Here is an 11,974-nt window from a genome sequence, read left to right on the forward strand (position 1 = left end):
TTTCAATCATACTACTAAATTTCATTTGTTAAACTAACTAGGTTTGAGTGAAAAAAGTTTCCTTAAAACAAAACAACTCCAGAAAAGCATCTTGCTCTTCGCTCAGTGTCTTGCTTGTCGTAACTTTATATGTTATTGTGATGACTATAGTTGCTTAATTGTAATGATTTCGTTTAACCAATCTTTATTGGTATAACCTTGTTAACGCCTAATAGAAGGGTGATCGTCCATGACACGTTCCATAAATGGGGCTGAAGAATGTGATACGAACTGCGCGGGTTCAACAGCGGATTTAGATGCTATTAAGGCAGAACTTATCGATAACCAGGCAGCGGTTCAATTTGCCGACTGGTTCAAGGCTTTCAGTGACCCGACTCGTGTCAAAATCATCAGCGCCCTGCTAAAAAGAGAGCTCTGCGTACACGACCTAACCGTGCTTCTCGAAATGGGGCAATCGGCCGTTTCGCACCAGCTACGATTATTGCGCAACCTCAGAATCGTTAAACGCCGCAAGGTTGGAAAAACGGTCTATTATTCACTCGACGACGCGCATATCGAACAAATCTTCCTCCAAACTCTCCAGCACACCAATCATGGATGATGTAACTTGTGCCGCAAATCATAAGGACTGCCCCTCGCCATTTTTCAATGGCTTGCGGACAGTCCTTGTTTCATTGTCCCTTCCTTCTCACGTATACATTAAGATGCTTAATCGAATGATCGCTTTCCTTAACCCAAGTTAGGTTTGATCTTCAGCACTCGCATGGCATTCAACACGGCGAGCAGCGTGACGCCCACATCCGAGAACACGGCTTCCCACATTGTCGCAATCCCGAATGCGCCGAGAAGTAGGAAGATGGCTTTGACGAGCAGCGCGAAAAGGATATTCTGCCATACGATACGCCGGGTTCTCTTCGCAATCCGGATTGCGGAAGCCAGCTTGGAAGGCTCGTCGGTCATGATTACAATATCCGCGGCTTCAATGGCAGCATCGGACCCGAGTCCCCCCATGGCCACACCAACGTCCGCTCTGGCCAATACCGGCGTGTCGTTGATGCCGTCACCGACGAACACGATCTTCTCTTTACTCGATTTTAGGCGGTCGATCTTCTCTAACTCTTCTACCTTATGCTGGGGTAACAGTTCGGACCGAACTTCGTCCACGCCTAACTTTTTACCGACCGCTTCGCCTACTGCCTTGATGTCGCCCGTCAGCATAACAATCTTTTTCACGCCAAGGCTTTTTAATGAACGGATCGCTTTCGCCGAGTCCTCTTTGACCTCGTCGGCAATAACCAAATAACCGGCGTATTGTTTGTCGACCGCAATATGCACGATGGTTCCCAGTTCGGTTGGCGTTGTGAAATCGACATGTTCCCGCTTCATGAGCTTTGCGTTCCCAGCCAGTACTTCCTTGCCCTCGAAAATAACTTGTATACCGTGTCCTGATATTTCGTTGTAATCCGAAAGCAATGCTTCATTTAATTCCTGCCCATATGCTTCCTTAATAGACTCTGCAATAGGGTGGGTTGAGTGCATTTCGGCAAAAGCGGCCTGGCACAACAACGCTTGTTCGGTCCATCCGTTTTGCGGATGAATGCCGGTTACTTTAAATGCGCCTTTGGTCAGCGTTCCCGTTTTATCAAATACTACATATTTGACGTCATTCAGCGCTTCCAAATAATTGCTTCCTTTAACCAGGACACCGTGCTTCGAGGAAGCCCCGATCCCGCCGAAGAAGCCGAGCGGAATCGAAACCACTAATGCGCAAGGACAAGAAATGACCAAGAACACTAATGCCCGGTACACCCACTCCGAAAAAGTCGCTCCACTGAAGAGCAGCGGAGGTAAAACAGCCAGCAAAACAGCGACGATAACGACAAAAGGCGTATAGTAACGTGCAAACTTCGTAATAAAGTTTTCCGTCGGCGCCTTTTTACTGCTCGCGTTTTCCACCAAATCCAAAATTTTCGCAACTGTCGACTCTCCGAATCCTTTAGAGACTTCAACAGTCAGAACGCCGTTTTTATTGATGAACCCGCTCAGCACATCGTCGCCCGCGGCCACTTCGCGTGGCACGGACTCACCTGTCAACGCCGAGGTATCCATGGCCGAAGTCCCTTCGATGACTTTACCGTCAAGAGGTACTTTTTCACCGGGCCGGACGACAATCAAATCGCCAATCCGCACTTCCTCAGGATTTACGCGTTTGATTTCCGTGCTTGTTTTTAAATTGGCAAAGTCCGGCCGGATATCCATCAGCGCACCGATCGATTTTCGCGACCGGTTGACTGCAATGCTTTGGAACAGTTCCCCAATCTGGTAAAAGAACATCACAGCCACGCCTTCGGGATACTCGCCGATCACAAAAGCGCCGACCGTCGCGATCGACATGAGGAAGTATTCGTCGAACACCTGCCCCCGTACGATATTTTTCAATGCCTTGAAAACAATATCTCCGCCAACGATAAGATAAGATGCAATAAACAGGATGAGTTCAAGTTCCCGGCTCAGAGATAGCGCGAACGCCACAGCGCCGATAGCAAGGCCGGCAATCAGCCTACCGACCATGATTTTAATGCTCTGGGCCCCATGATCATGGGAATGTCCGTGTCCATCATCTGCTGCCTCGGCAACATGATCATGATTATGGGCGTGATGATGATAGGAGTGCCCCCTTTTTTTGCTTCCCGCTTCTCCGGATTCCAAAATTTTTATACCTGGCTCAAGCTTACGTATTTTTTTCTTTGTTTGCTCGAGAATATCATCCGGACGTTCCGAAGCAATCTCCATGGTTAATGTTTTATTTGCATAATTCACCGAACAAGCGGATACTCCCTCCATCTTTTGGACGCCGTTCTCGATCTTCAAAGCACAGTTTGCACAGTCCAAACCCTCCAGTACTAATTTTCGCTTAACCGCAGGAATACTGGTCTCCATATTTTGTCGCATCCCTTCATTGTGATACATACATGAACATCTGTTCATATATAATATATTCCTAAATTCTTCATGCTGTCAACAAAGGGAAACAAACGGGCATACACTCGTTTTTCTACCCATTTAGATGAATATTTAATCAGCAATAGCACCAAGATCTTGCCAAAGAAAAAGACAAGAACTTGGTCCCATAAAACAGAAAACCCGCGTTGGACGCAGGCTTTTTGGGACTTTCTTGTCCACTCTCTATCTTTCTTTCAACTATTTATTCTTCTGCTTTACAACTCGCATCCCGCCGATGATAAGCATGATAATCCCAATTACCGCCAGAATAATCCGAACTAAGAATGGACTCAATGAAAACACAGTTTCACCTTGTAAATGCAAGCCGAACAAACTTTCATCCAGCCCCACAATCGCCAATATGGGCTTAAGAAACAAACTCAATGCTAGTAATACTATCCCCCAAATAATTTTGGTATTGTTCATTAATTCAACTCTCCAGTCATTTTAGTAACGGATTCCAATACGATTACCTCTTTTGACTTATCGGCTTTTTCCCGTTCCGTGATGCATAAAAGCGATCCATCATTTGTTTCTTTTCTTTTGGACTTCTGAGCAGAACTATCTTTCCGTCTTCATCAACGGTAAAATGCCCCTTGAATGCATCCGGCATAGCCTGATATTGTTTCTCGACTTGTTGAAGTACCTTTTCAAAACAGGGATAACCGTACTTTTTAATAAGGAAAGGCAGTCCGAAGCTTGATCTTAAATACTCATACTCTTCGTAATTATAGGGAGTAGACTCCGGCCTCTTTATCAAGATCTTAAGGAAATGACTCATGACCTTATCGATCTCTTCTTCTGAGGCATAATATGCTAATCCTCGAATTGCGGTTAGTCTCATATCCAAGTATCGTTCTTTTTTATAAGCACTCTGAAAAAATTCTTTCAGTTCCAATGTATTGCACCGGGTTAGACCATACAGAATTTTATATCGCGTTGCATTGTTTTTCAATTTAAAATACATCAGTTCTATCACACTGGCTTCATCTGTTGTTAAAAACTCATAATCTACATTATCTAATGCGGAGATAAACTTAGGATCATTCTCGCGAATGGGGGCATTCGTCAGGTACTTCATCGATTCCTTGTGAAGTTGTTGATCTAAAGACATAGCGTCATAACTCCTTTAGATTCGGTTTATAACAGTTTCTGTAAATCATACTCTTTTAATTTTGATTCTACGTATTCCCAAGCACTCGAAAGGTCCCTAAATATCCAACCAATTTCATTTAAAGCTTTACTACTATTAATCCCTACAATTAGGGTTCTAACCGCTTCCTCGGATTTATCCCCAACAATTACTGCTATCGGAAATGGTTTATTTCTGTACTTGTAGCTGCCAATATAAAATACATCTTCCAGTCGATCTCCCCACTCGTAAGACAATTCACTTAAATCTATGATTAGCCCGCCTGGATTCCAAGCCTCTAAGACCGCTTCACCCATGGCTCTCATATAAATTGCGTCTGAATTACCTGCCGAACCGAATCCATACTCCCCAATAAACTTAAGGATCATAATGTTGAGATAATTGACTGCATTTGATCTGCCAATATGAACTTCGTATTTAAGCTCACTCAATTCTTCTAACTTTTTTTGCTTTGTGGATATATTCATGATACTCCCCCAAATGAAGTTCTCATTTCATATAATTGCGAAATCGTTTGGTCAAGTCTGTCTTTAATGAGAATTGCATTAGCATATCGGTCTGGAATTCCTTCATAGCCATAATAAATACCTGCCAACCCTCCGGCAATGGCGCCGATCGTATCAGAGTCTCCCCCTAGATTAGCCGCCTTCTGGACGACTTCTTCGAAACTGGATGTATGAAGCAGAATATGCAGCACCCATCGAAAAGTATGTACGATGAAACCGCTTGGCGGACAATCCGGCAGCGATTCTAAATGCTCCTCGTATTCACTTCTTGCAACCTCAGCCTTGATAGATGGTCTTAAATCCTCCCCCTGCAGTAGACGGTGAGCGATTCGGTTGTACATAACGCAGACTTCGGTACACCTGGGATCATAATGCGTCATTCTGGACTGCATGGTCGTCACTCGTTCAACATCAGCCAGATCCTCATAAGCCAGCGCCACCGGCAGGCATCGCATGAGCGAGCCATTCCCGCCGCTTTGTCCCAAGTCCATGTGAGCAATAAAAGCGGCTTCAAACCAGTCTCCTTGATATTTCTCAAAAACATGGCGAATGATGTTTCCTATATCTTTAGGCCGTGATCGGTACCATTCCATAAAATAATGCCCGATCGCCTGCCTAAGATCCTCCGGGTTTTCGAGGATTCCGTTGGCTACGCAAAGCGTCATCATCGTATCATCGGTTACTTCTCCCGGTTCCAGGTTCCATACCCCGCCGCCGATGATTTCCGTCAAATAGCCATACTTGGCTTTAATCTCCCGCTCATTCATAAACTCAGTGGTTCCGCCAAGAGCGTCTCCTACAGCGACACCATACATCCCGCCTTTGATGCGATCCAGTAACTTATTGTTCATTCCAATCCCTCCTTCAACTTCCGATAACTTCAGCACGGGCAAGAAGTACCCACTGATTCACTTCATCGTATCCGGCTACTTCCGCAATCACACGAGAGCGCGGATACATCAACCCAGCAGGGGTTTCCGATTTCAGAGCGGATGTGTCCGTTATACCAACGGCAAGAGGCTCCAGTAAGTTAATCAAGGTACCTTGCGGAAAAAAGGCTTCTATGCACCCTTCCACCCGAATTCCAACCGGAAACAGACTTTGGGTTCGATGCCAATCTTCCATACCGAGCTGAAGCTGCTCGTGCCAAAGCTCCTCGAATTCCGCCTGGCTTATTTCATCGTAATAAGGTTCCTGCGCATCCAAAGGATGTTCTGCCAGCATAAAATGATAGAGATCATGTCTTCGATTCGATGTGATACAGATACCGTCATCCTGATAAACCATCTGCCTATAAGCTACACCGTCGTTATCAATTTCAAAATACCAGGTTCCCATTCCAGGCTCCTGTATATCTTTTAAGTATTTCAAAACAGTCACCCCAATCCGATGAGAAACTCTGCTTTAGTAGGTGGAACTTTCAATCCTAAAATCCGAATGGATATCAAATTCCGCTGACCCCTTACTTTCCGTCTTTCGCAAAACAAACTCAAAGGTGGGTTCATAATAGGAATCCTGCAAAGTTTCCCCGCCTAATATCTCTATGCTGTACCAGCCGTTTTCAATTTCAATGATGGGCTTATTGTATTGGCGGTAATGATCAAGTAAAGCGTTGACTCTTTCGTTCGTAAATTGTTCTAATATTCGCCAAGTAAACAGCATGAGGATGTTGTTTTCAACTTTAAGCGAATAGCCGTCACGTCTGAACTGTAAACGGCTATCTGTTTTTAACAATTCCGGGGTATCCCCGGATAGATTAAAAATAATGGTATACGGATAGTTTTCAATCCCTACCATGGGAAGGATGACACCATCAAGCACAACCTGATCGCCGCTCTCGTTTGTTGTAAACTCCATTGCTAAATCATCTGAAAGAAAATTGGCCTGTTTCCAGCTTTCCAGCCGCAAAATATCCCCGAGTATGAAATAATTGATAAGATCATTCAGTACTTCGTTAAATTTGTAGATCACGTTGTAAACCTCTCTTTTCCGCTGTTATCCGGAAGCTACGCTCTGGTGACCCCTTAACTCGAATATAGAGAGCAATACGTGTTTGCGAAGTTGCCTGCGAGCAGATCTTCTTTTCGAATGAAAAACTGTAATTCTCCGGCATCCCACCAGCAGAACCCCACGTCCTGATCGGAATCCAGCGCGAGCAATAACAACGTATCCTGCACTTCCTGCTTTGCTCGATCGGAATCTCCTTTGAAATGATCCGTGATCGTCTTTAACGCAGATTCCATGGAGTAGTTATACTCTTGGCCGGTCAATAAATGAAGTGCCGCTTCGTATTCGCAATCTCCGTGCTGGGTTGAGGGGTAACCGAACATCATTGCCAGATCGCTTGAATTCTCATCGTTCAATTCGAAGCACAGCTCCTCATACAGTTCATAATCATGCTCATCGTCTTCTATGAGGTCATAATCCACATAACCATAATTGGGAGGTTCCATCGTGGATCTGGCACTTACCCGATAACCGGTAAACTCACCCTCAAGCGCTGTCTCTTTTGGCGAAGGGCAACGTTTAGCTGCCTGAAGCTTGTTTTCCGGCAAATATATGACCTTGTGCTCGATTCCATATGCGGGTTCGTCCACGCCTACAAAAAAGTACAACATGCCATTTGCAGGCAGCCTTGCCGATATATCATGAGGTACCAATTCATTTAACCGGAGCTGGGCCAGGAACGTCATCGGAGTGCCCTCAGAATTCACCGGCCATTCAATGTCAGCAGGCAAATCCGGATCGCCTCCTATACGGGAAAGGCATGTTTCGTTGTAGGTTTCGATCTCATTTTTGGATAAGCGAATGCCCTGGCGGATAGTCTCTTTAAAATAATCCATGGCATGTTCAAAGTGATATTCGTTAACGATCCGCTCAAGTTTATTCAGATGATTTTCACTTAGCAATTCATACACACTCCTTTTACGAACCGATATATAATTTGTTTTCCGCAAAGATCGCCGAGTATCCTAATCGATACAATTCAAAATAGGGTGCGAACGGATCTCCCTTTAATCCATAGCGATGCCATTGGAGATAATAAGAAATCCAGTAATCGCAGGCAATCGAGTAATACGTACCTTGCATAAGACGGTTTATCCATATGTATCTCTCCTCTTTCGCTGATCCGCGCAGTGATGAGTCATTTCTAATCATATCCTAAGCAGGCATCATTTCTCAAATCATGAAATAAAACAAAAAGAGTCGCGTTAATCGCGGCTCTTCAGGCATCTCGCCTCCGGTAAAATACGATAGCTGCTGAAATAAAGATTAATGTCCATGATATTAAAATGCCAGTTCCTTGCAGCGGCGTCAGGACATTTGTCTCGTCTGGAATTGGCGGCATATACATATAAGCTCCAGCCGTATCCGGAAAATACTGCGTCAACCTTGGCAGAAAGTTTCTAATCAAAGGACTGACCACGAAATAATAACCAAGCAGTACCACTAAAGCGGTAGTGGTTCGTCTGAATAAGGCTCCCGTAGCCGCGCTGAGAAGGGTTGTTAATGTAAGGTAGCTTGTCGCCCCTGCTACTGCTTCTATCATGGTGTCTATTTCAAACCCTGCTGCGGAGTCTCTCATCCTTATATAAGTATAAAGCACACCGGATGCAGCAATAATTAAAGCCGCCGGAACGGTTATGACGGCCAATGCCAGATGCTTCGTGGATAATTGAAGCCCGCGCCAAGGCATCGTAATCAAAGTCGTTCGAATCTGTCCGCCGGTATACTCCGAACAAGCCGCCAAGATCCCCAGAATAATGAACCCTGCTTGAAGATATCCCATAGGAGCAAGACCTATTTCCAGTATGCTTTGCGTTCCTGTTGCATCTTGCAGACCGACCGAAGTAAAAGCTGCGGCTAAAAGGAAATTAACAATGAATGAGCCCAAAAGGGTGAGCCTCGTCAAAGGTAATGTTACTAATTTATTGAGTTCAGCTCCAAGAATTAGAGTTATCTTTTTACTAGAAGGGAGACTCATGCTGCAACATCCCTCCTATGGAATACAATAGCTGCAACAATGAAAATAACGGCTACCCAGGCAAACATGACTAAGCCGCCTGTGAACGGAGTAAAATAACTGTCGAATAAACTGCCTGTGGTTGGAGTGTTTGAATTGTCGCTCGTAAACATAAACATTTCAAAGCCAGCCCGATCGGGTAAGTAAAACGCCAACTTTGTAACCTTATAAAGCAGCACACTAAATGATACAACGGATGAATTTATGATGAGCACAGCAAGTGGGACAATGGAACTCTTTGTTAGAACAGTAATCCCAAATGCTAAAAGACCAGTGAATGCCCAGTAACAAACTGCACCGATCAGTCTAGACCATTCGAATGCAGGGGTATATTCACCAAGAACAAGACGCGTGGCAAACAAAGTTGTCATCATAGCAACAATACAAAGCAGTATGCTGGTCATTATCACAGCGCCTGCTTTGGCCAGCAATAAATGAAGCCTTGAAGAAACAACCATTAAGCTTGTTGAAATTTGTTGTCCCCCACCGGATTCACTGCTCTCTGTCAAATACTCACTGCTGACGGCAAGCACACCGAGAATAATGACACCTTGTACACCAAGAGCCAATCCAATATAGCCGACTTCCGCTAACCGTGTGCTTACTCCGGCGATGATCTCTTCTTTTTGAGCCATACTGTCCATGAGGGCTATAAACGCTGGAGCTAATGCTCCAATGAGAAAGGCTAGCCAAATGCCCGGCAGGGAGAACAATTTGGATATTTCCGCGTTGAATGCTCTCATATGACGACACCTGCTTTGTCAGAAGTCCGGGCAAAAAAGGCTTCCTCCAGCGAGGAGTGTTTACCGATGACCTCTTCCAATGTTCCATCCGCAACGATTTTTCCTTGCTTAATGATCACGACATCATCAACCGTCTCCGCAAGCTCGCCTATGAGATGGCTGGATAGTAACACCGTGTTTCCGGACTCGGCGCGTTCACGTAAAAAAGTCCGAATCCAGCGAATTCCTTCCGGGTCGAGCCCGTTCACAGGTTCATCTAGAACCAATATCTGAGGATTACCCAGCAGCGCAGCCGCTATTCCAAGTCTTCTCCCCATGCCCAGGGAGTATTTCCCCACTCTTTGACCCGCTGCATGAGCAAGACCTACGATTTCAAGAACTTCCTCGACACGTGAGCGAGGCAATCCTGCGGCACGAGCCATCCAGCGTAAATGGGCCCGTCCTGTTCGGCTACGATGAGCTCCAGATCCATCCAATGCGGCACCTATTGTTACTAGAGGGTTATGTAATTCAGCGAATGGCTTGCCATTAATGAGCGCACTCCCAGAGGTGGCACGATCCAATCCAAGCAGAATGCGAATTGAAGAGCTTTTCCCTGCCCCGTTTGGACCTAAAAAACCGGTCACTCTGCCGGGTCTGGCTTTAAAACTGATCCCCGATAAAATTTCCGTCGATCCGCGGTATTTGACTAAGTTATTAATTTCAAGCAACCATAACACTCCCTTTCTGTTATGGTTCCAATTATAAAGAAGCAAAGTTACATCTCGTTTATCATGTGGTTTACTTCTGGTTTACCTTTAGGTTAAGCTCTGCCGATAGCTATGCTTGTGCCATCTTCATTTGATGTAAATTCAGCCTTCAACTTCATTTTTTTCAACATATAATGACAAGTCGATAGTCCAATCCCCGCCCCGTGTTCATATGAAGAGTTATTTAGACCAGGACCTTTGTCCGCGACAATGATCCGTTCTTGTTCTACATCCACCACAATGTTTGCGTATTTCCCCGCTGCTGCATGGCGAATAATATTCTGAAATAAATTATCCAGAACCCGTGTCATCCATTTCGGATCGGCTTCCCAATAAAAAGTTTCGTCTGCCGGTAAATCCGCATCGAGCTGAATGCCTTGTTCTTCAAATACGGGATACCAGGCAGCAACAGATGCCCTTACTAAACGCCCGATATCTGTTGAAACAGGCACATAGGGATGTTTCCCCGAGGTAAGCAATGTATAGGTGAGCAAATCATCCATGAGATCCCCGACTCTCGTAATCGTATGGTTGATCTCTGATAACGAGTTTTGTCCTTCTGAACTCATGGGTTCTTTGTTTAATCTGTTAACATGCCCTCTCAAAATGGTAAGCGGGGTTCGTAAGTCGTGAGATAAGTTGGCAATAAGCCGATGCCGTAATGACTCTTCTTCATACTCCCGCTTCCGGCTGTCTTCCAGCTGCTGAATCATCCAATTAAAAGAGCTTCCTAACTGGTCTATCTCATCCATACGATCCGCTTGAACGGATATAGGTTTAGGAAAGGAGTTAGTTATAGCTGAAGATGACATGACTTCCTGTAAACTGGCGAGACGTTTTTGGAGATTCAAGAAGAACCGCCAAGATAAGATTACAAAAGCGACAATAATAAAACCGAATAATAACACGGTAACATAGAACAGATTTAACGTATTTACGCTTTTTCCATGGATATCCGAAACCCCAAAAAACGCACTGATGAAAATAAGAACCATCGGAGGAAGAAAGATAAACAGAAAATGCACCTTTAGAAACCGACGGAATAAGGATCTGTTTTGCTTCATAATTTCACCCGGTAGCCTATTCCCTTCAACGTTTCAATAATCTCCGGGGAATCGGGATGACGTTCCAGTTTTTGACGCAGCCGATGGATGTGCACCATTAATGTTTTATCTCCCGTTATGTAAGCTTCTTCCCAAACGGCTTCATAGATTTGTTCTTTTGTTAGAACCTGATTAGGGTGGCGCAGAAAATACATTAATATTTGATGCTGTTTCCCTGTCAATATAATTTCTTCACCTGTCCGTTTGTCAAATATCATTTGGCCTTCCGGATCTACTTCAATCTGATTTCCTAATGAAATACGTTCGGAAGGGGTTCCGCTTTTTCGACGGATTAATACCTCCAATCTTGCAACCAATTCCTCCGTATGGAAGGGTTTCGTTACATAGTCATCGGCAAATTGTAAACCGTCTACCTTGTCATCGATCGATGTTCGAGCGGTTAACAGCAAAATAGGAACAGCGGGAGCCGCTTTCTTTAAACGTCTTCCCACCGTAAATCCGTCCAAGCCGGGTAACATGATATCCAAAATAACGACTGCATGCTGATTGACTTCTTTTTCCGCGCCTTCGCCAGATAGCAGCCATTGAACCGAGAATCCTCGCTGTTCCAATTCTTCTTTTAGCAGGCTGCCTATCTTCTCGTTATCTTCAATATATAACACGCTTCTTTTCAAGGAATATCCCTCTCTCTGATTAGAGTTCACTATTATACAGATTAACATAATCTATAAA

Annotated in this window: 14 protein-coding genes; 1 reads left to right on the plus strand and 13 read right to left on the minus strand. The window is 44.7% G+C overall.

Going from position 1 to position 11,974, the window contains the following annotated elements; translation table 11 throughout:
- Positions 1-229: 229 nt before the first annotated feature.
- Positions 230-601, plus strand: a complete 372-nt coding sequence (locus ACSFXJ_RS12805) for an ArsR/SmtB family transcription factor (RefSeq protein ID WP_435925633.1) — start codon at positions 230-232, stop codon at positions 599-601.
- A gap of 128 nt (positions 602-729) precedes the next feature.
- Here ACSFXJ_RS12805 and ACSFXJ_RS12810 read toward each other — a convergent pair whose 3' ends face one another.
- The 13 genes from ACSFXJ_RS12810 to ACSFXJ_RS12870 form a co-directional block, all read right to left on the minus strand.
- Complete coding sequence (locus ACSFXJ_RS12810; protein WP_435925634.1) at positions 730-2,940, minus strand: heavy metal translocating P-type ATPase; 2,211 nt, start codon at positions 2,938-2,940, stop codon at positions 730-732.
- 261 nt (positions 2,941-3,201) lie between these two features.
- The gene (locus tag ACSFXJ_RS12815; RefSeq protein ID WP_435925635.1) at positions 3,202-3,429 is read right to left on the minus strand and encodes a hypothetical protein; all 228 of its coding nucleotides are present in this window, start codon (positions 3,427-3,429) and stop codon (positions 3,202-3,204) included.
- A gap of 43 nt (positions 3,430-3,472) precedes the next feature.
- Positions 3,473-4,117 (minus strand): hypothetical protein, encoded by a 645-nt coding sequence (locus tag ACSFXJ_RS12820; RefSeq protein ID WP_435925636.1) that lies wholly within the window; start codon positions 4,115-4,117, stop codon positions 3,473-3,475.
- 26 nt (positions 4,118-4,143) lie between these two features.
- Positions 4,144-4,623 carry a hypothetical protein gene (locus ACSFXJ_RS12825; RefSeq protein WP_435925637.1) on the minus strand — a complete coding sequence of 160 codons (480 nt, stop codon included), beginning with the start codon at positions 4,621-4,623 and terminating at the stop codon, positions 4,144-4,146.
- The gene (locus ACSFXJ_RS12830) at positions 4,620-5,513 is read right to left on the minus strand and encodes an ADP-ribosylglycohydrolase family protein (protein ID WP_435925638.1); all 894 of its coding nucleotides are present in this window, start codon (positions 5,511-5,513) and stop codon (positions 4,620-4,622) included. Before ACSFXJ_RS12830 ends, ACSFXJ_RS12825 begins: the two co-directional genes overlap by 4 nt.
- A gap of 13 nt (positions 5,514-5,526) precedes the next feature.
- The gene (locus tag ACSFXJ_RS12835) at positions 5,527-6,000 is read right to left on the minus strand and encodes a hypothetical protein (RefSeq protein WP_435925639.1); all 474 of its coding nucleotides are present in this window, start codon (positions 5,998-6,000) and stop codon (positions 5,527-5,529) included.
- Between the two features lie 66 nt (positions 6,001-6,066).
- Positions 6,067-6,633 (minus strand): hypothetical protein, encoded by a 567-nt coding sequence (locus tag ACSFXJ_RS12840; protein WP_435925640.1) that lies wholly within the window; start codon positions 6,631-6,633, stop codon positions 6,067-6,069.
- Between the two features lie 53 nt (positions 6,634-6,686).
- Positions 6,687-7,571 carry a YwqG family protein gene (locus ACSFXJ_RS12845; protein ID WP_435925641.1) on the minus strand — a complete coding sequence of 295 codons (885 nt, stop codon included), beginning with the start codon at positions 7,569-7,571 and terminating at the stop codon, positions 6,687-6,689.
- 317 nt (positions 7,572-7,888) lie between these two features.
- Positions 7,889-8,647 (minus strand): ABC transporter permease, encoded by a 759-nt coding sequence (locus ACSFXJ_RS12850; RefSeq protein WP_435920756.1) that lies wholly within the window; start codon positions 8,645-8,647, stop codon positions 7,889-7,891.
- Positions 8,644-9,429: an ABC transporter permease gene (locus ACSFXJ_RS12855; RefSeq protein WP_435920757.1), complete on the minus strand. Its 786-nt coding sequence runs from the start codon at positions 9,427-9,429 to the stop codon at positions 8,644-8,646. Before ACSFXJ_RS12855 ends, ACSFXJ_RS12850 begins: the two co-directional genes overlap by 4 nt.
- Entirely contained in the window at positions 9,426-10,139 is a 714-nt protein-coding gene (locus tag ACSFXJ_RS12860; protein ID WP_435920758.1) for an ABC transporter ATP-binding protein, read from the minus strand. The genes ACSFXJ_RS12855 and ACSFXJ_RS12860 overlap by 4 nt, the downstream gene beginning before the upstream one ends.
- 92 nt (positions 10,140-10,231) lie before the next feature.
- Positions 10,232-11,242, minus strand: a complete 1,011-nt coding sequence (locus tag ACSFXJ_RS12865) for a HAMP domain-containing sensor histidine kinase (RefSeq protein ID WP_435920759.1) — start codon at positions 11,240-11,242, stop codon at positions 10,232-10,234.
- Positions 11,239-11,916: a response regulator transcription factor gene (locus tag ACSFXJ_RS12870; protein ID WP_435920760.1), complete on the minus strand. Its 678-nt coding sequence runs from the start codon at positions 11,914-11,916 to the stop codon at positions 11,239-11,241. The genes ACSFXJ_RS12865 and ACSFXJ_RS12870 overlap by 4 nt, the downstream gene beginning before the upstream one ends.
- Positions 11,917-11,974: the final 58 nt, after the last annotated feature.

The organism is Paenibacillus salivarius (assembly GCF_051307165.1).
Lineage (GTDB): Bacteria > Bacillota > Bacilli > Paenibacillales > Paenibacillaceae > Fontibacillus.

Excerpts from the sequence above, each read along its gene's own strand:
- ACSFXJ_RS12820 (WP_435925636.1), bottom strand. The coding sequence starts at position 4,117 with ATGTCTTTAGATCAACAACTTCACAAGGAATCGATGAAGTACCTGACG.
- ACSFXJ_RS12825 (WP_435925637.1), bottom strand. The coding sequence starts at position 4,623 with ATGAATATATCCACAAAGCAAAAAAAGTTAGAAGAATTGAGTGAGCTT.
- ACSFXJ_RS12830 (WP_435925638.1), bottom strand. The coding sequence starts at position 5,513 with ATGAACAATAAGTTACTGGATCGCATCAAAGGCGGGATGTATGGTGTC.
- ACSFXJ_RS12805 (WP_435925633.1), top strand. The coding sequence starts at position 230 with ATGACACGTTCCATAAATGGGGCTGAAGAATGTGATACGAACTGCGCG.
- ACSFXJ_RS12815 (WP_435925635.1), bottom strand. The coding sequence starts at position 3,429 with ATGAACAATACCAAAATTATTTGGGGGATAGTATTACTAGCATTGAGT.
- ACSFXJ_RS12810 (WP_435925634.1), bottom strand. The coding sequence starts at position 2,940 with ATGGAGACCAGTATTCCTGCGGTTAAGCGAAAATTAGTACTGGAGGGT.
- ACSFXJ_RS12850 (WP_435920756.1), bottom strand. The coding sequence starts at position 8,647 with ATGAGTCTCCCTTCTAGTAAAAAGATAACTCTAATTCTTGGAGCTGAA.
- ACSFXJ_RS12835 (WP_435925639.1), bottom strand. The coding sequence starts at position 6,000 with ATGGGAACCTGGTATTTTGAAATTGATAACGACGGTGTAGCTTATAGG.
- ACSFXJ_RS12865 (WP_435920759.1), bottom strand. The coding sequence starts at position 11,242 with ATGAAGCAAAACAGATCCTTATTCCGTCGGTTTCTAAAGGTGCATTTT.
- ACSFXJ_RS12855 (WP_435920757.1), bottom strand. The coding sequence starts at position 9,429 with ATGAGAGCATTCAACGCGGAAATATCCAAATTGTTCTCCCTGCCGGGC.